This window comes from Pengzhenrongella sp. (assembly GCF_036565025.1).
GTDB lineage: Bacteria > Actinomycetota > Actinomycetes > Actinomycetales > Cellulomonadaceae > Pengzhenrongella.
Genome location: NZ_DATCNW010000104.1, coordinates 14,770 through 38,024 on the forward strand (window position 1 = coordinate 14,770; position 23,255 = coordinate 38,024).

A 23,255-nucleotide genomic window follows, 5' to 3' on the forward strand; every position below is an offset into this window, starting at 1 on the left:
AGCCTGACACGACAAGACGCCCGCGTTCGTCGCTCTGCGGTCCGGGGATTCTCAGTGCGTAGCCGACTTCTCGGCATCGTCTTCGTCGCGGCGGTCGCCTTTGGCGCGGTCGCCACGGTGGCGGCCGTCTCCTCGAGCAGGGTCGGGCGGCTCGCGCAACAGGAGCATCGCGTCGTTGCGCTGCAGCAGCAGTACCTGGGCAATGACGTCCTGATGGAGGAGACGCGAGGAAGCGTCTACGAGATCGTGACGACGCCGGCGTCGGGCGCCGCGCGGCAGGATCAGTTCACGCGCTACGCCGAACTTCGCCAGGAGTTCGACGACCTGGCGGGCGAAGCCCTGCGGGACGTCCCGAACGGCCCGCTGAGCGGTTCGGCCCGGACCATCGCTGCGCTGACCCGCGACGTGCTCATCGCCGCGGATGCGGCCGTCGAGGCAGCGAAGACCGAGCCCACGGTCGCCGTCGCGAAACTCAGGGTGCTCGACGCTCGTACGACGGCGTTGAATGGACCGCTCGATGCCCAGATCGCCACGCTCACCACGCTTCAGGCGAACGCCATCGTCGACACCAGGACGGCCCGGCAGACGGCGGCCAACGCAGTGGAGATCACCTCGGCGCTGGGCGTGCTGGCGCTCTTCACCCTCGCGTTGCTGGCCGCAGGGTCGATCGTGCGCGGGCTGCGCAGCGTCACCCGGTCCGCCGGTCAGCTGGCCGAGGGCGACTTCGATGCCCGCTACGACGACGACCGCGGGGACGAGATCGGGATGCTCGGTCAAGCCTTCAACGCCACGGCCGCGAGCCTGCAGGAGATGATGCGTCGCCTGGAGGACACGGCCGTGAGCCTGCGGGAGGTGATGGGTCGCCAGGAGCAGCAGAGCCGGCGGGACGACTTCGGGCGCCAGCTCAATGAGGCCTTCGAGATCGCGGACACCGAGGACCAGACCTACGACGTCGTGACCAGGTCCTTCCCGATGATCTCGGCGGTGAATCCGATGGAGCTCTTGGTGGCGGACTCGTCCAAGGCGCACCTCGAGGGGTGCGCCGAGCACCCGGACGCGGGCGCGCCGGGCTGCGCGGTCGCCTCACCGTTCGGGTGCGTGGCGGTGCGCCGCGGCACGACCACCGTGTTCCCCGACAGCCGGGCGCTCAACGCTTGCCCGAAGCTACGCGAACGCGGCGGCGACGGACCGCTGTCCGCGGTGTGCGTGCCGGTGACGTTCATGGGGCGTGCGCTCGGGGTGCTGCACGCCGCAGCACCGGTCGACGCGCCGCTAGCACCCGAGGAGATCGCGCGGCTCGCGACCGTCGCCGTCGCCACCGGGGCGCGGATCGGGACCGTGCGTTCCTTCGAGCGGACCCAGCTCCAGGCCTCGACCGACGGCCTGACCGGGCTGATGAACCGGCGCACGTTCGAGACGACGGCGCGCCCGATGGTCCGTGACGGGGGTCCGTTCGTCGTCGTGATGGCCGACGTCGACCACTTCAAGCGCGTGAACGACACGCTCGGGCATGCCGCGGGGGACAAGGCGCTGGCGCTGTTCGCGCAGCTGTTGCGGGTGCACCTGCGCAGCGAGGACCTGCTCGCCCGGTACGGCGGCGAGGAGTTCGTCCTGCTCCTGCAGGGGACCTCCGCGCACGAGGCGGTCGAGGTGCTCGACCGGTTCCGGGCCCGCCTGGCGGAGGCCACCGGCACGCAGCCGCCGGTCTTCACGGCAAGCTTCGGGGTCGCCGACGCCGGCAGCGCCGATTCGCTCGCGGGCCTGATCCGGCGGGCCGACGCCGCCCTCTACCGCGCCAAGGAGGAGGGCCGCGACCGCGTCGTGGTCGACGACGGCGCCCCGGAACTGCCGCAGCAGGCCATCTCCAGCGCGCTGGAGCGGTCGCTCATCGAGGACGACCCGCTCGCCGACATGGTGCGCCAGCACTGACGTCTCGCGCTGCTCATCTCGGCCAGGTCCGCGGTCACGCCGATCCAGCCCGCATCGTCGCCCGGGACGTCAGCGCAGGCTGTGCTCCCGCGCGGTCACCGTGGTGACCTCGAGGCCGAACTTGCGGTGCACGCGGCTCGGCAGGTCGGTGTGCAGCCAGTGCGAGACGTGCGTCGGCAGGGTCGAGATGAGGATCTCATCGACGTGCCGGCCGTGCAGCGCGTGCTCGATGGCGTTCATCGGGTCCGAATCGCCCACCTCCCCCTCGACGGTGGCGCCGAGCCTGCGCAACAGCAGCAGTCCTTCCCGGAGCCGTCGTTCGGCTTCCTCGTAGGCGTCCGGCGTGTGATGGGTCGACTCGGCGAGGGCGAGGCTGTCGCCAAACCCCACGACGGCCACAGTGGCCACATTGCCGAATTCCGCCTTGGTCGTGGCCGTCAATCGATGCGCCGGCGCCCCAGAACACCGCTCAGACGTCGAAGTCGGCGACGAACCCGGACCCCGCGTTCGCGAGATGGAAGCCGCCATCGACGCTTGCGACGTCGGCCCCGTTCGCGTGCAGAAGCTCTGGGGCCGCGCCGTGCAGCACGACCCGGAAGGCCTCGCGCCGGAACTCCGGGTAGCCCTCACCGGTCACGCTCGCGACCAGCTCGACGCGACCCCCGGCACGCGTGAGCGTCACCTCGGTGCGGTAGCAGCCCCCGTCGCGGGCCGCGAAGGTCAGCCCGTCGTCCTCGGCGAGCCGCGAGGAGTGCGTCCCGTCCCAGAGCGGCACGAAGACGTGCAGCTCGATCGTCGTCGGGTGGTGCCCGCTCGTCGAGGCGGGCGCGTCGGGCCACATCGGGATCACGGCGCCACCCCGGGCGTACAGCGGGATCCGTTCCATCGGCGTCGCGGCGATCACGAACCGGGCGCCGGTGACGACCACGTCGCTGTGCCAGTCGTACCAGTCACCGGCCGGCAGGTAGACCTGGCGAGCGGTGATCCCGGGCTCCGTCACGGGTGCCACCAGCAGGTCGGTACCGAACAGGTACTCGTCGTCGAGGTCACGCACGAGCGGGTCGTACTGGTGGTCCAGCACCAGTGGCCGCTGCACGGGCGCACCGGTCGCGGCGGCCGCGACGAAGGCCGTGTAGATGTACGGCATCAGCCGGTAGCGCAGCGTGATCGCGTCCCGGACCAGGTCGCGCACCACGTCACCGAAGGCCCAGGCGTACTGGTCGAGGTTGCCGATCTCCGAGTGGTTCCGGCAGAACGGCGTCAGGGTGCCGTACTGCATCCACCGCAGGAACAGCTCCGCGTCGCAGTTGCCCTTGAACCCCCCGATGTCGGAGCCGACAAGGGACTGCCCCGAAATGCCGAAGCCGCAGCCCATGGTGATGCTGACCCACAGGTGGTCCCAGCGCGAGAGGTTGTCGCCCATCCAGTTGGCGGCGTAGCGCTGGATGCCGGCGAAGCCGGCGCGGGACAGGATGAACGTCCGGCGGTCGGGCATCGAGGCGAGCAGCCCCGCCCGGGTGCCCATCGCCATCAGCAGCGCGTACTGGTTGTGGTACCGCTCGTGCGACCACCGGCCGCCGCCGAAGCGCATCGTCTGAGCGGGGATCGTGCCGGTGGCCGGTTCGTTCATGTCGTTCCAGATCCCGGCCAGGCCGGAGCGCACGTGAGCGGCGTTGAGCTCCCCCCACCAGGTGCGTGCCTTCTCGGTGACGAAGTCGGGGAAGGCGGTGTCGCCCGGCCAGACCTGCCCGGTGTAGACGTCACCGCCCTCGGTCTTGCAGAACACGTCGGCCGCGAGGCCCTCGTCGTACACCTGGTAGCCGGCGTCGACCTTCACCCCAGGGTCGATGATCGTGATCACCCGGAAGCCCTGCTCGGCCAGTCGCGCCAGCATCCCCGGGGGGTCCGGGAAGCGGTCTTTGTCCCAGGTGAAGACGCGGTAGTCGTCCATGTAGTCGATGTCGAGCCACAGCGCGTCGCAGGGGATGGCCTCGTCGCGGTGACGTTGCCCGACCGCTTCGATCGCGTCCTGCGTGTAGGGGAACCAGCGGCACTGGTGGTAGCCCAGCGCCCAGATCGGCGGCAGCGCGGTCCGCCCGGTGAGCGCGGTGTACCGCTCGAGGATCGTGGACATGTCGGGCCCGGCGAAGACGTACTCCGTCCATTGACCGCCGGCGAAGCTGATGCGGTACTCCTGCGAGCCGGAGAACTCATACGTCCCGCGGTAGCCGTTGTCGAGGAACGAGCCCGCCATCGATCCGCCGGGATGCTGCTGGTGGTAGAAGAACGGGATCGTCACGTAGAACGGGTCGAAATCGACGCTCGTGATGTCGCCACGCGGGTCGCCCGGCTCCTTGCCGGCGGTGAACTCGAGCGTCTCGCTCGGGCTGAGCACGTCGGTGTTCCACAGCGTGAAGTCGCGGCCCTTGCGGTTGTGCCGGCCACCCTTCTCGCCCAGCCCGTAGATCGTGTCCTCCTGGCGGCAGCGCCGACGCACGGTGAACGCGTCGTTCAGCGTCGCGTATGCCCAGTAGCGGCCCTCGTCGTCGGTCGCCGTCTCGATGACGGGCGTGCCGTCGCTGCGGTGCACGTCCACCCGGAACGGGTCGAGCCACAGCGAGACGACCAGCGCCGTCGTGACCACCCGGACCCGGTCGACGTCGCGGGTGACCCGGAAGTCCACCGGCTTCGCGAGCGGGTCGACGTAGACCGCGAACGTCGGCGCCTCGTCGAAGGCCCCGCCACGGCTCATCTTCAGGCGCACGACGTCGTCGGCGACCACGTCCACCGCGAACAGCTCACCGTGCACCTGCGCGACGACGCCGCGCGGCGAGGGTTGCGCGGAGGTGACGCGTTGGAAGCGGACGTAGTGGTCGGTGCTCAGCATTGGAAGCTGTTCCTCTCGACGGGCGGCGACGAGACGCGCGGGTCACCTGCCTCGCGTCGGTGCGAGCAGCATCCCTCGCTATGAGTCAACCACCTGGGTCGGATCACTCCGGCGCCGTGATCGGGCCCATCAGGGTGCGGTGAGTTCGCGGACCGGTATTCATGACACGTAGCTTTTCGAACAGGTGTTCGAGTATGGTGAGATATGCCCAGCGGCGGCCCGACGATCCTGCACGCGGACCTCGACGCGTTCTACGCCTCCGTCGAGCAGCTGCTCGACCCGACGCTTCGGGGCCGGCCGATCGCCGTCGGCGGGGGTCCGACCGGAGGAGTGGTGCTGGCGGCGTCCTACGAGGCCAAGGCCTTCGGGGTGCAGGGCGGCATGCCGGGCTGGCGGGCGGCCCGGCTGTGCCCCGAGCTGCGGTTCGTCCGCGGCCATTTCGGTGCGTACCAGCGGCTCGGCGATGCGGTGATCGCCGTCCTGGGGGAGTTCACGCCGCTGATCGAACGGATCTCGATCGACGAGGCCTTCCTGGATGTCTCCGGCTCGACCCACCTGTTCGGTTCGCCGGGGGACATCGGCGCGACGATCCGGCGTCGCGTCCGGACCGAGATCGGCCTGCCGATCTCGGTCGGCGCCGCCCGGACGAAGCACCTGGCCAAGATCGCGTCCCAGGTGGCCAAGCCGGACGGGCTGATCGTCGTCCAGCCGGGAACCGAGCGGGACTTTCTCGACCCGCTGCCGGTCGGCCTGATCTGGGGCGTCGGCCCGGTCAACCAGAAGCGGCTCGCGGACCTCGGCATCCGCACCATCGGGGAGCTGGCGCAGACGCCGTCGTCGGCGGTGGAGCACATCCTCGGCCAGGCGGTCGGGCACAAGCTCAGCGCCATGGCGCACGACGAGGACCCCCGCCGGATCGTGACGGCGCACCGCTCCCGGTCGGTGGGTGCGCAGTCGGCCCTGGGCAGGCGTCGCCCGGAGCCCGCCGAGGTGCGGGCGGTACTCGCTCACCTCGCCGACCGCGTTGCGCGACGGATGCGGGCGAAGTACCGGGCCGGGCGCACCGTCACCGTCCGGGTGCGGTTCGCCGGGCTCCGCTCGGTGACCCGCTCGCTCACCCTCGCCGAGCCCATCTCCGCGACGCTCACGCTCACCGAGGTGGCCGAACGACTGGGCTGGTCAGCGATCGACGACCACCCCGACCAACCGGAGATCACGCTGCTCGCAGTGTCCGTGTCGAACCTCACCGACCAGCACGCGATCCAGCAGGAGCTCGACCTGCCACCCCCCGACCCCTGGCGCCCCGGGTCGGCCACCGGCGCGGCGCGGCGGGCGGTGGACGGCTCGATGGACGCGATCCGGACCCGGTTCGGCGGCGACGCGGTCGGGTACCTGCCGGCCGTGACGCGCACCGGCGCCGTGCCGGACGAGTTCCGAGAGCTGGCCGAGCACGACCTGTGACCCGACCGGGATAGCTAGACTCGCCGCATGTCCGAGCCGACGGCGTCCGCTCGTCGGGTCCTTGGCCACGACGCGTCCGATGCACCCGCCCACGAGGTGCAGATCGTCGACACCCCGACCCTGCGGGTGCACAACTCCGGCGACCTGCTCGGCGTCGTGCTCTCGACCCTGGGGATCGCGACCGTCATGCTGCTCGCGGTCTATGCGCAGCGGACGACTGCCGGGGCGGCACAGGACGTGCAGGGCTTCGACTCGCTCGTGCACCGGATCCTGATCTTCCCGGTCGCGGTGCTCGAGGGATTCGTCACGATCTTCGCGCCGGTCGCCGTGCTGGCAGAGCTCGCGATCCGGCGGCTGGGGCGGCAGATCCTCGAGGTGACCGCCGGCGCGGTCGTCGCCCTCCTGCTGTGCGCCCTGGCGACCTCGGCGATCGGCGCGTTCGGCTCCGCGGAGCTGGTTCGGGCGCTGTCGATCCTGCGCGACGGCGGGTTGACGCTGTCCATCCCGTCCTCGCTCGCAGCCTTGGCGGGGCTGCTCACCGCGGCGGGTCCACGGGCCCGACGGCGCTCGGTCGCGTGGTCCTGGAACCTGCTGTGGATCTCGCTCGGCGTGGTGCTGGTCACCGGCCAGGTCTCCCTGCCCGGCGCCGCGATCGCACTGCTGCTCGGCCGCACGGCGGGCCTCGGGGTCCGCTTCGGGTCGGGTGTCCAGTCCGAGCGGGCCTACGGGGCATCGCTCGTCGGCGGAATCAGCCGGGCAGGCTTCGCGCCCGCGCGTCTCGCGCGCGTCGACGACAACGTCGATCGGATCGCCCGGGACTCCGGAAATCGCGTGTACGACCTGACCACGGTCGAGGGCGAGGACCTGCGCGTCGTCGTGCTCGACGGCGACCGTCAGGTCATCGGCGCACTGAGCCGGTTGTGGCGCTCGCTACGCCTGCGCGGCATCGAGGGCCGCTCGTTCGTGTCGCTCCGGCAGGCGGCCGAGCGAGCCGCGCTGTTGGCGTACGCCGCGCGGGCCGCGGGCGTGCGCACCCCCCAGCTGCTCGCCGTCGCCGAGGCCGACGACTCGATGCTGCTCGTCCAGGAGCATCCGGGCAGCGCGATCGTGTTGCGGGACGTCGCGCCCGACCTGCTCACGGACGAGCTGCTGCACGAGATCTGGACCCAGCTGCGCCTCGCGCACGACGCCGGGATCGCGCACCGCGCGCTGACCTCCGACACGATCCTGGTCGAGCACCTGCTCGGGCGGCCGGTCGTGTGGCTCGTCGCGTGGGACTCGGGCGACGTCGCGTCCCCGGAGCTCTCCCGCCGGATGGACCTCACCCAGCTCGTCGCGCTGCTCGCGGTCCGGGTCGGCGCGGCGCGCGCGCTCGAGTCCGCGACCGCCGTCCTGCCCGCGGAGGACATCGCGGCGATCGGGCCGCTGCTGCAGACCGTCGCGCTGCCGCGGCGCACGCGCGAGGAGATGCGCGCGCACAAGGAGGTGCTCGCCGAGCTGCGGTCCGCGCTGGTCGAACGGCTGCCGGAGGCCGACGTCGAGCCCGAGCGGCTGGTCCGCTTCGGGGCCCGCACAGTGCTGACCGCGATCCTGTCGGTGGCCGCGGCGATCGTGCTGCTGACCACGATCAACGTCACGGAGATCGGCGCCGCGCTGGCGACCAGCGACTGGCGCTGGAGCCTGGTCGCGTTCGCCCTGGGGCTGGTGACATTCCTCGGTGCGGCGTTCCCCTACGTGGCCTTCTCCCCGGTCCGGCTCCGCCTGTGGCGCACGACTGTGGTGCAGGTGGCCGTGGCGTTCGTCGTGCTGGCGGCGCCCACCGGGATCGGCCCCGCAGCGCTCAACCTGCGCATGTTGACCAGGCGCGGAGTGACCACGTCGCTCGCGCTCGCGACGGTCGCCCTCGTGCAGGTTTCGCAGTTCGTCGTCACGGTGACCCTGCTGGTGATCCTCTCGCTCGTGAGCGGCACGAACGACGCCGCGCAGTTCACCCCGACCCCGGCGCTGCTGGTGGCGATCGGAGCGGCCGCCGTGCTCGTGGCCGGCTCGTTGCTCGTCCCGTGGGTGCGCCGTTGGATCGCGCGGATGGCGTTGCCGACGGTGCGGCAGACCTGGCCCCGGCTGATCGAGGTGGTCGGACAGCCCGGCAAGGTTGCGCTGGCGCTCGGCGGAAACGTTGTGATGACGGCCGGGTGGGTGCTCGCGTTCGACGCCTGCCTGGCCGCGTTCGGGCAGGAGCTGAGCTTGATCCAGGTGGCGGTGGTCTACTTCGTGGGCAACGTGGCGGGCTCGGTGATCCCCACGCCCGGCGGAATCGGTGCGATCGAGGTGGCCCTCACCGGTGGACTGACCGCGGCAGGTCTGAACCCCGGGGTGGCAATCTCGGTGGCCATCCTGTTCCGGGTGGTGACCTACTGGCTCCAGATCCCGCTCGGTTGGGTCGCCATGCGCTACCTGCAGCGCGCGGGCGACCTGTAGGCGGGTCTCGGCGAGCGCCCCGGTGATCCGCCTGACGGAGCGCGAGCCTAGGTGCGCATGGCCAGGGTGCCGGCGGTGACCGGGGCGGGAAGCTCGGTGCGGCCGGACAGGAACGTATCGACAGCCGCGGCGGCTGCGCGGCCCTCGGCGATCGCCCAGACGATCAAGGACTGGCCTCGTCCGGCGTCGCCCGCGACGAACACGCCCGGCACGTCGGTCGCGAAGTCGTCGGCGCGCGCGATCACCCCGCGCGGAGTCAGTTTGACGCCGAGCTGCTCGAGCAGCGGGCCCCGCTCGGGCCCGGTGAAGCCCATCGCGAGGAGCACGAGCTGGGCGGGGAGCTCCCGCTCGGATCCCGCGACCGGACTGGGACGGCCGTCGACCAGCTCGACGTCGACCAGCAGCAGCGCGCGCAGGTTGCCGCCGTCGTCCGCGCGCAGCTCGGTGGTGCTGACCGCGAACGCGCGCTCGCCGCCCTCCTGGTGCGCGCTCGCGACCCGGTAGAGCATCGGGTACGTCGGCCACGGCTGGCTGTCGGGTCGGTCCTGCGGCGGCCGCGGCATGATCTCGAGCTGGGTCACCGACCGTGCCCCCTGGCGCACCGCGGTCCCGACGCAGTCGGCGCCCGTGTCCCCACCGCCGATCACGACGACATCCTTGTCCGTCGCCACGACCTCGGCACCGGGATCGAGGCCGGCGGCCGCGCGGTTCGCCGGCGGCAGGTAGTCCATCGCCTGCAGCACGCCGCCGAGCTCGCGGCCCGGTACGTCGAGATCCCGAGGCGTCGTCGAGCCGATCGCGAGCACGACGGCGTCGTACCGCTCGTGCAGCTCCTGGCCGGTCACGTCGACGCCGACCTCGACCCCGGGCCGGAAGCGCGTGCCCTCGGCCGCCATCTGCGCGAGCCGGCGGTCGAGGTGCCGCTTCTCCATCTTGAACTCGGGGATCCCGAACCGCAGCAGCCCGCCGATCCGGTCGGCGCGCTCATAGACGGCGACGGTGTGGCCGGCGCGGGTCAGCTGCTGCGCCGCTGCGAGGCCGGCCGGACCGGAACCGATCACCGCGACACTCTTGCCCGTGAGCCACTGCGGAATGTGGGGCACCACGAGGCCGCGTGCGTACGCCTCGTCGATGATCGCCACCTCGATGTTCTTGATCGTGATCGGCGGCGAGTTGATGCCCAGCACACAGCTCGACTCGCACGGCGCGGGGCACAGCCGGCCGGTGAACTCCGGGAAGTTGTTCGTCTGGTGCATCCGCTCCGCGGCATCCGCCCACTGCCCGCGCCGCACCAGATCGTTCCAGTCCGGCACCAGGTTGCCCAGCGGGCACGCGTTGTGGCAGAACGGGATACCGCAGTCCATGCACCGACCCGCCTGGCGGCCGAGCATGCCGAGGTCCTCGGGATTTCCTGCGCGGTGCTCGTGCACCTCGCGCCAGTCCAGGATTCGCACCGCGACCGGACGGTCCGCGGGCAGTTCGCGATCACGCGTGGTCAGAAAGCCGCGGGGATCAGCCACGTGCCACCTCCAGGTTCGGGCCCTCGCGATGCTCGGGCGCGCGTCGCACCAGTGCCGGCCGGCGCGCTGGTCGCGAGCGTAGGGCATGAACCGGGGATCTGGGCCGGACCAAACGTCCCGATGCCGGCCCTGCGCGGCGCTACCGTCACGAAGCATGACGACCAAAGCGCAACAGTGGTGGGAATCCCTGACCCCGGCGACGCGAGCGAAGTTGCACGCCGACCCTCGCGGGCCGGTCCCCGGCGAGGTCTGGGCTGAGATCTCTCGCAACGGCGGCTCGGACCTCGGCACCTACTGGACGAGCATCCAGGCGGCGCCGGACGGCTTCTACCTGCCGCACGACCTCGCCGAGCATGCCGGGCGGTCGACCACTGTCGAGCTCTGATCTGAACGACCGAGCGCCGTCCTCCACCGGCTGAGGGCGGCGCTCCGTGGTGCGCTGCGTGCTGCCCGGGTTCGTCGGAGTCCCGAGATATGAGCCGGTCAGCGCGTGATGTACCAGAGCACGATGTTGTGGGCGTTCGAGGCCTTGTCGTCGCCGCGGAAGTCGGCCTGATAGATCGTGCCCCCGGCGTCGATGGCGATACTGCTCGACGAGAAGAACTTCCCGCCCATCGACTTGTCACTGACCACCGACACGGATCGAATCTGCCGGTACGGGAGCGACGTGATCGCGTGCTTCTTGCCGACGAAGCTCTTGTCCTGCAGGACGACCCGGAGCGTCGTCAGTCCGAGCAACCCGGTACCGACTCCGACGCAGTCGTAGACGGCAAGCACCTCTTCGCCCTGGATCAAGCCCTTCTGAACCTGTTCCAGCTGGTCGCGACGGTCGAAGACGGGCTCAGGCACAGGAACTTCCCTCGGCTCGGTGGGGCGGAGGCGAAGTTCGCCGCCGCCCGTTGACGCTACCAAGGTGACCGGAAGAGGCGCTCGACCTCGTCGGCGGCTGCGACTAACGTTTGAAGACGTGCGCAGTGCAGCGTTCGGCGGGCAACGGGTCCTCGCAATTCTTGGCGCGGGGATCGCCGTGATGCTCGCCGCAGCCTGTACCGGCACAGCCTCGGACGGTGCGTCAGGCAACGCGGCTGCCGGCGCGGACGTGACCCTGGAGTTCGCCCAGTGGTGGGAACCGGAGCTGCCGCCCGGTCTTCTCCGCGCCCTGATGGACAAGTTCGAGGCCGAGAACCCGACCATCAAGGTGGAGCTGCGCACCGCGCCCTTCACCTCGACGAGGGAGTTGGAGGTTGCGGGCGCCGCTGCCGGCACGATGTCCGATGTGGTGGGCCTGGACGGTGCCTGGATCAGTGACTTCTCCCATTGGGCGATCGCGGACCTGTCGGCGCTGATGAAGGACGCGGGGTACGACGAAAGCCAGCTTGCGAGCCAGATCAAGATCGATGGAAAGACGAACATGATCCCGGTGGTCAACTTCGTCTACCCGCTGTTCACCAACGATGACCTGCTGAAACGGGCCGGCGTGGCCAAGCCACCGTCGGACCGGACGCAGTTCGCCGCCGCCGCGAAGGCCATCAGCGCCCTGGGTGGGAATACCAAGGGCTGGGTCCTGCCGCTCTCGCTCGAAGAGGCGCACGGGATCCAGAACGATGTCATGTCGTGGGTCTGGTCGTCCGGCGGGAGCATGCTCAAAGACGGGAAGCCCGATCTGACGAATCAGGCCGTGAAGAGCGCCGTCGAGTACATCAAGGGGCTCTACGACGACAACGTGATCGCTCCCGGAGCCCTGACCATGAAGGAGCAGGACAAGGTCGAGGACTTCACGAACGGCCGGGTCGGCATGATGATCGACTCGCTTGCGCACATCAACCTCATTCGCGAGAACAACAAAGGCCTGAAGTTCAGCATCTCCGCGATCCCGGCCGCGGATGGGTTCACGGGCGAGCGGGGCATTCCGTACGCCTCCTGGGGAGTGGGAATCGCGGAGAGCTCCAAGCACAAGGCCGAGGCGTGGAAACTGGTCCAGTTCTTGATGAGCGAGAAGACCAACTCCGAGCTCTCGTCGGCCGCCTTCGCGTTCCCGGGGAACGTCAAGTCCGTGCCCGACTTCGTCCAGAGCGACAAGCTCTTGAAGGCCGCGTTCGACATCTACCACAGCGGCCACCCGGCCAACGAGTTCACCGGCCTTCCGGTCGCCGACCAGCTCATGCGTCAGTTCGACGAGCAGTTCCAGCGGGTGCTCACCGGCGACCAGTCGGTGGACGAGATGCTTGCCACGACTCAGGCTGCGTGGATGAACGAGTTCTGATGGTGGGTGTCGCACGGCCGTCGAGCCAGTGGTCGAGCTCGGCGGCGGGGACGGGGCGGCACATGAAATTGCCCTGCGCCTGGTCGCAGCCGAGGCGCCTGAGCTGCTCGTACGCGACCGAGGTCTCGACGCCTTCGGCGACGATGCGCAGGCCGAGGCTGTGGGCCAGGGAGATGGCGGCGGCGACCAGGGCGGCGGCGCGGGCGTCGTCGGCCATGGGGTAGATGAACGAGTGGTCGAGCTTGAGCTCATCGATGGGTAGGTCGCGCAGGTAGGACAGTGCGCTGTAGCCGGTGCCGAAGTCGTCGATGGAGATCTGGATCCCCACCTCCCGCAGCCGATCCAGAATGGCCCGCCCCCGGTCCCGGTCGACCATCAGGAACTCCTCGGTGAGCTCCAGCTGAAGGGCGTGGGCCGGAACGCCCTGGGCAGCGAGCATGGAGGTGACCAGTTCGGGGAGGGTCGCATCGTTCAACGCGCTGGCCGAGAGGTTCACCGCGACCGTCACGACCCGGCCCTGCTCCGCCCAGTCCGCGACCTGGTCGAGCGCCTGGCTCAACACGTTCCGGGTCAGCGCCGGCATCAGCCCGAACTGCTCGACCAGGTCGATGAACGCGTCGGGGTAGACCAGGCCGCGGGTGGGGTGGTCCCAGCGCACGAGTGCCTCCAGGTCGTGGACCTCGCCGGTGTCCAGGTCGACCTTGGGTTGGTAGTGGACGACGAACTGCTCTCGGTCCAACGCCGTCCGCAGCTCCTGCACCGTCCTCAGCCGGGCCATCACGTCGGCGGGGTCGCGGCCGCTGTAGTGCTTCGCGGTGTAGAGCGCGTCGTCGGCCTCGGTGAGGATCGAGCGCTCGCCCTGCCCGGGACGCGCCACTGCGCGACCGACGCTGCCGCTGGTCCGCAGCTCGACACCCTCGTGCAGGATCGGTTTCTGCAGGCAGGTGCCGATGTCGGCGGCCACCGCCCCGGTGGCCGAAGCGGGCCGCACGAGCACCGCGAACTCGTCGCCGCCCATCCGGCAGACGACGTCCAGGGGCCCGGAAACCTCCTGCAACCGCTCGGCGACGACCCGAAGCACGTCATCGCCTGCGGAGTGGCCGTAGCCGTCGTTGATCTCCTTGAAGTGGTCGAGATCCACCATGAGCAGCGCGAAGTCGGGATAGGGCTTGTCGAGGTCGGCTCGCAGCTCCTGCGCCAGCAAGGCGCGGTTGCCGAGTCCGGTGAGCGTGTCGTGCAGCGCCTTGAACTCTCCGGCTTCGGCGCGGCCCCGCAGCCGACCGTGCTGGACCAGGATCATCGCCCAGCACAGCCCGGTCGCGGCCATGGCCGCTGCCAGCGCGGCCGGCGCAAGCAGCCACAGCTCGCGCACCTGCCGGCGCTGTTCGTTCGCGGCCTGCGCCGCGATCTGCTCGTGGCGAGCGACGGCGCCGTCCACGAGCGGCGCCATGGCGTCGAGGGCAGGGCCGACCTCGTAGCTGCTCGACTCGGCCAGGCGACTGTCCGTGCCCCACAACGAGGCGCGCACCAGCCGCTCGTAGCGGGCATCGAGGATGAACAGGTAGTCGCCCACGCCACCCTCGCTCGGGTCGTCGTTCGATGACCTCAGCTCATGCACCGCGTTCACCGCGGCGTTCAGCGTCGCGATCGTCGCGACGGCGCGGTCTCTCGACCCTCTGCCGGGTGCCCGCCGGTAGCCGGCCTCCGCAAAGACCTCGTTCGCGACCGCTCGCTGCACGTCCAGGTAGGCGTTGAGAGTCACGGTCGACCGGTCCACGGCCTGGTTCCGAGCCGAGACGCCTTCGATCGCCACCAGGACGCCCGACATGAGTCCTCCGAGCACGAGGACCAGCACGATGGTGCCGAGCACTCCGGCACGTGTACGCATGCACCCTCCTCAAGGGCCGCTGCGAGATGGGTTCCCTCCATGCCGACGGGCACGGGCCCCTCCATCATCACCCCGCTGCGGGGTCTCGGCGGATTTCTCCTGGATCTTTCCCTCCGGCTCCTGTGGACCCGCTCGCTCGGCTACCCGGAACGCGAGCCGATGGGCGGCCGGCGAGATGCCCCGCCGCCTTGCGAAGTGGTGGCGCAGGGTGTCGGGGCTGCCGAATCCGCATCGGTGCGCGACCGCGTCGACGGTGAGGTCCGTGCTCTCGAGCAGCCGTTCGGCGAGCTGCAGGCGCTGGTCGAGGAGCCATCGCTTGGGGGTCGTACCGGCCTGGGCCCGGAACCGCCGCGCGAACGTCCGGCCTGACATCGACGCCCGGCCGGCGAGGTCGTCCACCCTCAGCGGCTCGTCGAGGTGTGCGGCCGCCCAGTCCAGCACGTGGGCCAGCCCGGCCTGAGCTGGCGCGGGAACCGGCATCTCGACGTACTGCGCCTGGCCGCCGGCACGGTGCGCGGGCACGACCATCCGCCGCGCGACCGCGTTCGCCGTGGTGGCGCCGTGCTCGCGTCGCACGACGTGCAGGCAGGCGTCGATCCCGGCCGCCGCGCCCGCGCTCGTGAGGAACGGCCCGTCCTCGACGTAGAGCACGTCGTGCTGGACGTCGACCCGGGGGTAGTGCCGGGACAGCAGTTCCGCGAACTGCCAGTGCGTCGCCGCTCGGCGGCCGTCGAGGAGCCCCGCCTGGGCGAGTGCGAATGCCCCGCTGCACACCGAGATGACGCGGGCGCCGCGACGTGCCGCGGATCGCAGCGCCTCGAGCAGGTCCGGGTCGATGGGGGCGTCCAGCGTCGGCCAGGCAGGTACGACGACGAGGTCGGCGCTCGCCAGGCGGTCCAGGCCGTGCTCGACGAGCACCGGGAAGCCGCTCGTGGTGGGGACGGGGCCGGACCGGGCGCCGGCGACGGCGAAGTCATAGGTCGGCAGTCCCTCGTCGGAACGGTCGAGGCCGAAGACCTGGCAGGCGATTCCGAGCTCGAAGGCACCTCTCCCCATCCCCACCGGACACTTCGACGTGGTTGCCCGAGCGCCCGGAGCAGGGCCGCAGCGATGGGCCGGCGCACCCAGTGCGGCCCTGGACCTGGACGAGTCCGTGGCGCTGGCCTACCGGGTCCGCGACGGTGCCGGCGACCGCAACATCGTCGCGCGCAGCGACGACGGGATCACCTTCGACGCGGTCGCGACCGTGCGCCCCGCCGATCTTGGTGCCTCCATGGTCGAGCGTCCAGCACTGGTGCGGGTCGCCGACGGTTGGCGGATGTACGTCTCGGGTGCGACACCCGGAAGCCTGCACTGGTGGGTCGGCGTGCTCGAGTCAGCCACCCTGGCGGGCCTCGCCGACGCCGAGATACGTCCGGTCTTTCCCGGTGATGCCTCGGTCGGAGTCAAGGACCCGGTCGTCCGGTTCGACGGGGTGCGCTGGGAGGCCTGGCTGTGCTGCCATCTGCTCGACGTCGTCGGCCACGAGGACCGGATGCAGACGTCGTACGCCACCAGCGCCGACGGCTTCGCCTGGGACTGGCGCGGGGCCGTCCTCGAGGGCCGCTCTGGTCAGTGGGACGCCCGCGGTGCGCGAGTGACCTGTGTGCTGCCCGACGGCCGAGCGGCGTACGACGGGCGCGCGAGCGCCGAGGAGAACTGGTTCGAGCGCACCGGCTTCGCGGCGGCCGGCGAGCGAGGCTTCGTCCCGCTGGTCGGGGCCCCCGTCGTCGACGTGCGCTATCTCGAGGTGCTCGCGCTCCCCGGCGGCGGCCGGCGGATCTATTACGAGGCCCGCCTGCCCGACGAGAGCCACGAGCTCCGCACCGAGCTTCTCGCGGACTGAGCGACCACCAGGGCGAACACGTTCGACGGCCGTCCGATCAGAGCAGCCGGACCTCGAGGAACGCGAGCTTGTTGTTCGCCGCGCCTGCGGCGTTGGAGATCGTCAGCCGACGGTCGCTGACCGTGACCGTCGCGGTCGCGTCGAGCCAGGGCTGCGCCGACGTCGTCGTGCCGCTCACCACGAGCACGGACTCGGCGGCCAGCCGGATGGTGGAGCCGAACGCCGTCGGGTCTCCCGCGACCAGCCGCACGCTGTACGTGCCGTTGGGCACCGAGAGCTCCCAGCGGGCGTTGGTGTTCGGCGACAGCTGGAGGAAGGCCAGCGTGTCGTACCGCTGGTCCGGCGACCTGGTCGAGTCGCGGTCGCGGGTGGCCGTCGAGTTGTCCGCGTTCCAGCCGTAGCTCAGGCCCGACGACCGCTTGGCGAACACCGCGCCGGTGTCGGGCGCGTACCCGGGAGGCACCGGACGGCCGGCGGGCTGCATGTTCACGGCGTAGTACGGGCGCAACCGGTCCGTGGGGACGACCTCCTGCGCCTGGGACGTGCTCGACCAGCGCAACTGCGCGACGGCGTTGCCCGTGCCGTCGTAGTACTCGAGCACGATGGGTACGGGGACTCCGCTGGTGAGCGTGATCGTGCCGGTGTCGACCCGGCTGGAGTGGTTCGTCCACTGGTCGATCACCCGGGTCCCGTTCACCCACAGCCGGACGCCGTCGTCCGACGTCGTGGCGAACGTGTACGTCTGCGAGTACCGCGGGATGACGGCGCCGCTCCAGCGCACGGAGAACGTGTCGGCTCCGATCCCCGACACGGGCGCACCCATACCCCAGTTGAACGCGATGCTCGAATCGAGACGGTTCACCGTGGCGCCGGTGAGGTCCTGGTTGTCGAAGTACGCCCCCTGCAGGCCGCGCAGCGTCAGGGCCGCGGTCAGCGTCGTCGCGGCCGACGGCGTCGTCCAGGTGCGGGTCGCGGACGACGACCCGTCGGACCAGCGGTTGAAGCCGTACGGCCGGCCTGCCGCGTCCATCTGCGCCGGCACCGCGAGCGCAAGCGCGAACCCCGCCCAGGACGTGACCGTCGTCGGCCCGGTGACGGACTGCCCGTTGACGGTGATCTGCCGGCCGGGCGGCGCGGTGTCGAGGGTAATGGCGACCTTGTTCGGCTGGAAGTCCCGGACGACCGTCGTCGAGACGCCGCCCGAGTCGGTGGCGGTCAGGCTGATGCGCAGGAAGCTGTTGGCAGCGGCCGCGAGGTCCTCCGGGCCGGGTGCGGTGAAGGTGATTCCGGTCCCGGTCACCGGCCCGAGGAACGGGTGGGTGTGCTGGTCGTGCACGCGCACGATCGTCCAGCTGAGCCGGGACGGCGCCAGCGTGCCGTCCTGCGCGTCCGTGGCCGAGCCGTTCAGCTGATAGGTGGCTCCGGCGGTGAAGACCGCGCCGGTCGCGGGCGACGCGATCGTCGCGCTCGGCGCGGTGTTGCCCGAGCTGATCGTGGCGGTCGCCGGCGCGGACACAGCCCCGGCGGGGTCGCGGACCTGCAGGCTGGCGGTCCACGTGCCGGCCGGGTACGTGTGCGAGACGGTGGCGGCGCTCGTCGTCGCGCCCGGGGACCCGTCGCCGAAGGTCCACAGGTAGGTCAGCGTGTCCCCGTCCGGATCGCTGCTGCCGGAGCCGTTGAGCGTGCTGGTCAGCGGCGCCAGGCCGCTCGTGGGGGAGGCCGTCAGGGCGGCGATCGGCGTGCGGTTCGCCGAGCCGGTGTAGGTGAGGCGGTGGATCTCCCCGCCGTTCGTGAATGTCGTGTAGTACAGCGCCTGGGTGCCCGCGTAGGGCCCGAACTCGAGGTGCACCGCGCCGCCGAGGCCCGAGGCGAGGTCGGTGCTCGTGCCGCCGTTGAGCATCATGATCTTGCCGCACACGTAGTCGGCGAACACGTAGCCGTCGTCGTACGCGGCGGGCCATACGCCGTTCGGCACGAACGCGCCGCCGGTGATGGAGCCGCAGCCCGCTGCGTGACTATAGTCGTAGATCGGGTCGGTCATCCCGGCGGGGGTGGGGGCGCCGCAGTCGGTCGCCAGTCCGGTCTGGGCGCAGTGGCCCTCGCGGGCGTTCCAGCCGTAGTCGGCACCGCTGATGCCGCGGTCGATCTCCTCCCACACGTTCTGGCCGACGTCGTCGATGTAGAACGACGTGCCGACCGCGTCCGGGTCGAACGCGAACCGGAAGGGGTTGCGCAGGCCCCAGGCGAAAGTCTCGCGGCAGATGGTTCCGGCAGCCGCCGGGGCGAGCCGGCAGCTCGCGGACCCGGTGCCCAGGAACGGATTGCCCGGCGCCGGTGCGCCCGTCGTCCGGTCGACGCGCAGGATCTTGCCGTTGAGCACGTTCCGGTCCCGCGAGGCGTCGTTGGTGCCGCCGCAGCCGCTGTTGCCCGCGTAGTCGCAGCCGCCGTCGCCGGTGGTCACGTAGAGGTAGCCGTCCTTGCCGATGTTCAGGTCACCGGCGTTGTGGTCGCCGGCCGGCGTGTAGATCCCGTCGAGCAGGATCGTCTCGCTCGCGGGGTCGACGACGTTGTTGTCACCGAGGACGAACCGCGACACGCGGTTGACGGGCGCGCCGACCGGGTTCCCAGTCTGGCTGGAGGGGCAGGTCGTGTTGGTGCCCCTTGCCGTGTAGAAGAGGTAGATCGCGCGGGTGGCCGCGTCGGGATCGATGGCAACGCCGAGCAGGCCCCGCTCCAGACCGACGCAGATCCGGGACGAGATGTCGAGGGCGGACGCCGCAAGCAGCGTGCCGGCAGTCGTTCGCACCCGGAGCCTGCCGCCCTTGTCCGTGATCAGCATGCGGCCGTCCGGCATGAACGCGATCGCCGTGGGGGAACTCACGCTCGCCACGAGCGTGTCGCTGAAGCCGGCGATCACCGCCGCAGCGGCGGGTGGTGCGGCCGTGGCCGTGAGGCCCGAGCACAGGACCGCGAGCAGGACGAGGAGAGCCGCTCGTCGCATGCGGATCAACATTGACCCCTCCAGCACCGCAGCGCAGCGGCGCGTCTTGAGGATGCAACGGGGTGGTCCGCGAGCGCAACGGTCAGAGTGGGCGAAATATGGCGAATTGCGATGATTGGCCTGTTGGCGTCGCGAGCTGGCGGGCGGGCGTCAGAGGGCTCGAGACATGCTCCGGCGCAGGCTCCAGGTGCCAAGCGCGAGGAGCGCAGCGGCCATCGCGAGCAGGACGGCGAGCTGGGGAAGGATGTCCACGAGCGTCCCGTCGTGGCGTTGGATCTGGGCGAACGCGTCGTAGGCCCAGGCGTGCGGCGTGACATGGGCAACGGCGCGCAGGGCGGCCGGGAAGAGCTCGAGCGGCAGCATGCACCCGCCCAGTGCCGCGAGGACGAGGCCCAGCCCGATGCCGACGCCCGACGCTGCGCCGTCGTTGTCCAGCAGCGAGCCGATCACCATGGCGGCGCCCGCGGCGACCGCGCTGAACGTGGCGAGCACGAGGAGCGAGAGCCAGATGTTGCCCCAGCTGACTCGGAACAGGATCGCGGAGGCGACCATGATGTAGCCCCCTGGAACACCGCGATCGTGAAGCGTCCGAGCGCCTGACCGGCGAGCGCCTGCCCGGCCGAGACCGGACCGCTGAGGGTGCGGGACATGACGCCGAGGCGGCCCTGATGGTGGCTGCCGCGCTCGCCCTGGTCCTCGGCTGGCTTGCCCCGCCGCCGTGGCTGCAGATCCTGCTGCTCACGCTCGTGCTCGGCGCCGTCTGGCTCTACGGCATCCTCACCTGGTTCTCCTTCACCCACCGCGATGGGGTCTCGCCCCAGTAAGACCTCGGGGGACGACTTCGAGCAGGAATCGAGAAGCGCCGGCCGGGGAGTCGCATCGAGCGTGACGGCCATGGGCAGCACCGAACCGCTCATCACACCCACCTCACCGAAGGACCTGTCATGACCTCCATCGACTCCGTCACCCTCGAAGTGCCGGACACGACGCTCGCCGGCGAGTTCTACACCGCGGCCTTCGGTCTGGACACTCAGCTTCGCCTGCGGGCCTCGGACGCCCCGACGACCGGCTTCCGTGGGTTCACGCTGTCGCTCATGGTGTCCCAGCCCTCGACCGTCAACAGCCTCATCGGCACCGCCCTGGATGCCGGCGCCACGGCGGTCAAGCCGGTCGCGAAGTCGTTCTGGGGCTACGGCGGCGTCGTTCGAGCCCCGGACGGGACGATCTGGAAGGTCGCGACCTCGGCGAAGAAGGACACCGGCCCGGCCACCCGGCAGATCGACGAGATCGCGCTCCTGCTGGGAGTCGCCGACATGGCCGCCAGCAAGCGGTTCTACGTCGACCACGGCCTCGCCGTCGCGAAGAGCTTTGGCAACAAGTACGTCGAGTTCGCCGCTGGGTCGAGTCCCGTCAAGCTGGCGCTTTACGGGCACCGTGCCCTTGCCAAGGACGTCGGCGTCCCTGCCGACGGCAGCGGATCGCACTGGGTCGTCATCGGCAGCGAAGCCGGGCCCTTCACCGACCCGGACGCGTTCGCGTGGGAGGCCGCGTCAGCCTGAGATCACCGAACCACGGCGACCAGTGGTGGTCGACGCGGTTCGGCGGCTGCCACGTCGGCGGATGACGTACTCGGCGACCGCGAGGTTGATGGCCCAGCCCGCACCCAGGCTCAGGTCGGTGGTGAGTGCGCTGGTGCCGAAGACCGCGTGTACGAGGCCTTGGGTGAACACCTGGGTGCCGGCGCCGAGGGCGAGAGCGTACGCACGGGTCATCCATGCCTGGTGGCGGGCGACGTCGCGCCGCCGGATCGCGGTGAGGCCGAGGATGACGCCGGCGGCCATGCCCGATCCGAACGAGAGCCGGAACACGTACGCCAGCTCGCCCGTACCGGGCTGGCGTGGGTAGAACAGCGTCATCCACAGCGCCGAGAAGGCCACCGCCAGGCCCAGCACGACCAGGACCCGTCCGGCCATGCGGTGCCAGCCCGGACGACGGCGGCGGAACCCGGCGGAGAACTGGAAGGCGCCGAGCGTGGCGTACGCGAGGGCACTGATGATGTGCACGACGACGGGCACCGGCGAGGCCGACATGCGCGGGTTCGCCGGCATCAGGGTCGGGCCGCCGGAGAGATCGAGCAGGCGCAGGGAGCCGGCGATGGCGGGGACCAGGACGAGGGCAACGAGTGCGACCGGCACCCACCCGGTCGACCTGGTCGACCGGGCGGGGCGGATCACGACGGGCAGCGTCACGTGGCGCCGGCCGGGTCGAGCACCGAGCCGACGGCGCTTGTCAGCGCCTCAGCGGCCGGGGCGCGCTGCTCGCGCCACAGCGAGTAGCCGAGGCCGACCAGTGCGACGCCGGTGGGAATGGCGAACAGCCTGAAGTTGACCTGCGGGAGCAGGGGGATCGCGAGCGTCGCGACGGCGCCGGCGGCGAGGAGCGCCGCGGCCCACCGGGCGAGGATGCGGGCGCGGAAGAGGGCGATGCCGAAGAGGAGGCCGCCGGCGAGGTAGCCGACGCCGGCGACCTGGGTGAGCGGGCCCATCAGCCCGATGTCGCCAATCGCGTGCCCGCCGGGAACGGCCACCGCCAGGACGTCGGTGACGTAGCCGGGTGAGGTGCCGGCGATGGCCGGGAGGACGACCACGCCCATGACCTCGGTGCTGAGCATGAGGAGGAAGCCGGCGGCGAGCACGAGGTACCCGATCAGGCCGAGGGCTCCGGTCTGTTTCACCTGGCGCAGGTACATCCCGGTGATGCCGGCGAGCGACAGGGCGGTGAAGAGCACCTTCATGGTCTGGCGGATCTTCCACTCGGTCGTGGAGACGAGGGCGAGGTCCAGGTGGGGGTGGTTGATCTGGACGCCGATGTACAGCAGCCCCCCGACGACGGCGGCAACGCCGGCCGCGCGGATGAGCTTGGCGGTGGTGATGGTCATGTCGGCACCTTTGCTTCTGAGCGTTCGCGGCGGGCGCCGCGGGATGACTCGAAGTTAGGGATGCGTGTGGTGACCTGGCATCACCACATGATGTGAACTCTGTGGTGAGACCTACCGCCGGACCGGCACCGATGCCGTCCTGCGCAGCCCCAGGGGCGGCGCGGCGTGAGACGGCTGGGTACGCGCGAGCGTTCCTAGGCCGTGTGGGTGGGTCGGCGCGTCGGCGCTCAAGCGGTTCGCGGCCGGTACCGAAAGAGTCCTATGGATCCCCTGTACCCGCGCAACATCCTGGACGCGATCGATGACGCGCAGACCATCTGGACGTATCACCGGGGGGACCTGGACGGCGATGATCATCTTGCCGACCTGGCCGAGCACACCACCCGGCTCGTACGGGCTCTCTCGCGGCTGGAGGTCCTCGCGGTCACGCATCCCCATCTGTCGGTCGAGGACGCGATTCCGCGAGGGGCGGTCGGAGGTGCGGAAATCGCCGACTGGCTGGACGCGTCCGACATGGTGCGGTCGCTGGTGGAGTCCCCGGAGAAGCCTCGTGAGATGCGGGTGGCAGTGCGCGTGCCGCAGGACGCTCCCGATGGAGCCGCAGCCGTCCTCAGTCAGTTGGACGGCCAGAAGTTGCCGGTCCGGCTCGTTGCCCTCGCGAACGGCACGACGTCGTACGAGCTCGACCTGACCGCGGCGGTCGAGGAGATCGTCGACGGACTCATGCAGAGCGCGATCGATCCCGTCGGGGCGGGTCAGGACGACGAGGACGACCACTACGAGGTCGACCCGGACGATGACCCTGCCGGACACTCGGACCGGGTCCGTGAGCTGCGCCGGCGAATGCGCATGGGCGACTAGCGCCAATGCCGTTCAGTTGGGCAGGCCCCCACGTTCCCCTCCGAAAGAACAAGCGCGCGGGCTATGCCGCTCAGCGTGTGACAGGTCGCCGTTCTGAGGACAAGAGCTCGCCCTCGAATCGACGTCGACGACCACCTCTCACCC

General features: G+C 70.7%; 19 protein-coding genes. 9 read left to right on the top strand and 10 right to left on the bottom strand.

The window, feature by feature from the left end:
• The first annotated feature begins 54 nt into the window (after positions 1-54).
• Complete coding sequence (locus VIM26_RS05825) at positions 55-1,929, top strand: diguanylate cyclase (protein ID WP_331949406.1); 1,875 nt, start codon at positions 55-57, stop codon at positions 1,927-1,929.
• 69 nt (positions 1,930-1,998) lie between these two features.
• Here the strand turns inward: VIM26_RS05825 and VIM26_RS05830 are convergent, their stop codons facing one another.
• Together VIM26_RS05830 and VIM26_RS05835 are read right to left on the bottom strand one after the other, a co-directional pair.
• A complete protein-coding gene (locus VIM26_RS05830; protein WP_331949407.1) occupies positions 1,999-2,319 on the bottom strand; it encodes a hypothetical protein in 321 nt (106 codons plus the stop codon).
• Positions 2,320-2,398: 79 nt separating this feature from the next.
• Positions 2,399-4,816, bottom strand: coding sequence for a TIM-barrel domain-containing protein (locus VIM26_RS05835; protein WP_331949408.1), 2,418 nt, complete (start codon positions 4,814-4,816; stop codon positions 2,399-2,401).
• A gap of 204 nt (positions 4,817-5,020) precedes the next feature.
• Here VIM26_RS05835 and dinB point away from each other — a divergent pair, with 204 nt between their 5' ends.
• Both dinB and VIM26_RS05845 read left to right on the top strand, forming a co-directional pair.
• Positions 5,021-6,277 (top strand): DNA polymerase IV, encoded by a 1,257-nt coding sequence (dinB, locus tag VIM26_RS05840; RefSeq protein WP_331949409.1) that lies wholly within the window; start codon positions 5,021-5,023, stop codon positions 6,275-6,277.
• 27 nt (positions 6,278-6,304) lie between these two features.
• The gene (locus VIM26_RS05845; RefSeq protein WP_331949410.1) at positions 6,305-8,755 is read left to right on the top strand and encodes a lysylphosphatidylglycerol synthase transmembrane domain-containing protein; all 2,451 of its coding nucleotides are present in this window, start codon (positions 6,305-6,307) and stop codon (positions 8,753-8,755) included.
• 47 nt (positions 8,756-8,802) lie between these two features.
• On the opposite strand, the gene VIM26_RS05850 is transcribed toward VIM26_RS05845, so the two are convergent.
• On the bottom strand, positions 8,803-10,275 hold the full coding sequence (locus VIM26_RS05850; RefSeq protein ID WP_331949411.1) for a glutamate synthase subunit beta: 1,473 nt from the start codon (positions 10,273-10,275) through the stop codon (positions 8,803-8,805).
• Between the two features lie 154 nt (positions 10,276-10,429).
• Here VIM26_RS05850 and VIM26_RS05855 point away from each other — a divergent pair, with 154 nt between their 5' ends.
• Entirely contained in the window at positions 10,430-10,660 is a 231-nt protein-coding gene (locus VIM26_RS05855) for a hypothetical protein (protein ID WP_331949412.1), read from the top strand.
• 98 nt (positions 10,661-10,758) lie between these two features.
• Here the strand turns inward: VIM26_RS05855 and VIM26_RS05860 are convergent, their stop codons facing one another.
• A complete protein-coding gene (locus VIM26_RS05860; RefSeq protein WP_331949413.1) occupies positions 10,759-11,124 on the bottom strand; it encodes a hypothetical protein in 366 nt (121 codons plus the stop codon).
• Between the two features lie 118 nt (positions 11,125-11,242).
• On the opposite strand from VIM26_RS05860, the gene VIM26_RS05865 reads away from it, so the two are divergent.
• The gene (locus VIM26_RS05865) at positions 11,243-12,538 is read left to right on the top strand and encodes a sugar ABC transporter substrate-binding protein (protein ID WP_331949414.1); all 1,296 of its coding nucleotides are present in this window, start codon (positions 11,243-11,245) and stop codon (positions 12,536-12,538) included.
• On the opposite strand, the gene VIM26_RS05870 is transcribed toward VIM26_RS05865, so the two are convergent.
• Both VIM26_RS05870 and VIM26_RS05875 read right to left on the bottom strand, forming a co-directional pair.
• Positions 12,471-14,426: a bifunctional diguanylate cyclase/phosphodiesterase gene (locus tag VIM26_RS05870; RefSeq protein ID WP_331949415.1), complete on the bottom strand. Its 1,956-nt coding sequence runs from the start codon at positions 14,424-14,426 to the stop codon at positions 12,471-12,473. The genes VIM26_RS05865 and VIM26_RS05870 overlap by 68 nt on opposite strands.
• A gap of 9 nt (positions 14,427-14,435) precedes the next feature.
• A complete protein-coding gene (locus tag VIM26_RS05875; protein WP_331949416.1) occupies positions 14,436-15,482 on the bottom strand; it encodes a GlxA family transcriptional regulator in 1,047 nt (348 codons plus the stop codon).
• 19 nt (positions 15,483-15,501) lie between these two features.
• On the opposite strand from VIM26_RS05875, the gene VIM26_RS05880 reads away from it, so the two are divergent.
• Positions 15,502-16,311 carry a hypothetical protein gene (locus tag VIM26_RS05880; RefSeq protein ID WP_331949417.1) on the top strand — a complete coding sequence of 270 codons (810 nt, stop codon included), beginning with the start codon at positions 15,502-15,504 and terminating at the stop codon, positions 16,309-16,311.
• 37 nt (positions 16,312-16,348) lie between these two features.
• Here the strand turns inward: VIM26_RS05880 and VIM26_RS05885 are convergent, their stop codons facing one another.
• Together VIM26_RS05885 and VIM26_RS05890 are read right to left on the bottom strand one after the other, a co-directional pair.
• Positions 16,349-19,312, bottom strand: a complete 2,964-nt coding sequence (locus VIM26_RS05885) for a PQQ-dependent sugar dehydrogenase (RefSeq protein WP_331949418.1) — start codon at positions 19,310-19,312, stop codon at positions 16,349-16,351.
• A 150-nt stretch (positions 19,313-19,462) separates the two neighbouring features.
• Positions 19,463-19,864 (bottom strand): ABC transporter permease, encoded by a 402-nt coding sequence (locus VIM26_RS05890; protein WP_331949419.1) that lies wholly within the window; start codon positions 19,862-19,864, stop codon positions 19,463-19,465.
• A gap of 116 nt (positions 19,865-19,980) precedes the next feature.
• On the opposite strand from VIM26_RS05890, the gene VIM26_RS05895 reads away from it, so the two are divergent.
• Together VIM26_RS05895 and VIM26_RS05900 are read left to right on the top strand one after the other, a co-directional pair.
• Complete coding sequence (locus VIM26_RS05895; RefSeq protein WP_331949420.1) at positions 19,981-20,136, top strand: hypothetical protein; 156 nt, start codon at positions 19,981-19,983, stop codon at positions 20,134-20,136.
• Between the two features lie 120 nt (positions 20,137-20,256).
• Complete coding sequence (locus tag VIM26_RS05900; protein ID WP_331949421.1) at positions 20,257-20,871, top strand: glyoxalase; 615 nt, start codon at positions 20,257-20,259, stop codon at positions 20,869-20,871.
• Here VIM26_RS05900 and VIM26_RS05905 read toward each other — a convergent pair.
• Positions 20,863-21,546, bottom strand: coding sequence for a DUF2306 domain-containing protein (locus VIM26_RS05905; protein ID WP_331949422.1), 684 nt, complete (start codon positions 21,544-21,546; stop codon positions 20,863-20,865). The genes VIM26_RS05900 and VIM26_RS05905 overlap by 9 nt on opposite strands.
• A gap of 11 nt (positions 21,547-21,557) precedes the next feature.
• Positions 21,558-22,250, bottom strand: coding sequence for a hypothetical protein (locus tag VIM26_RS05910; protein WP_331949423.1), 693 nt, complete (start codon positions 22,248-22,250; stop codon positions 21,558-21,560).
• 261 nt (positions 22,251-22,511) lie between these two features.
• On the opposite strand from VIM26_RS05910, the gene VIM26_RS05915 reads away from it, so the two are divergent.
• Complete coding sequence (locus tag VIM26_RS05915; RefSeq protein WP_331949424.1) at positions 22,512-23,111, top strand: hypothetical protein; 600 nt, start codon at positions 22,512-22,514, stop codon at positions 23,109-23,111.
• Positions 23,112-23,255 lie beyond the last annotated feature (144 nt).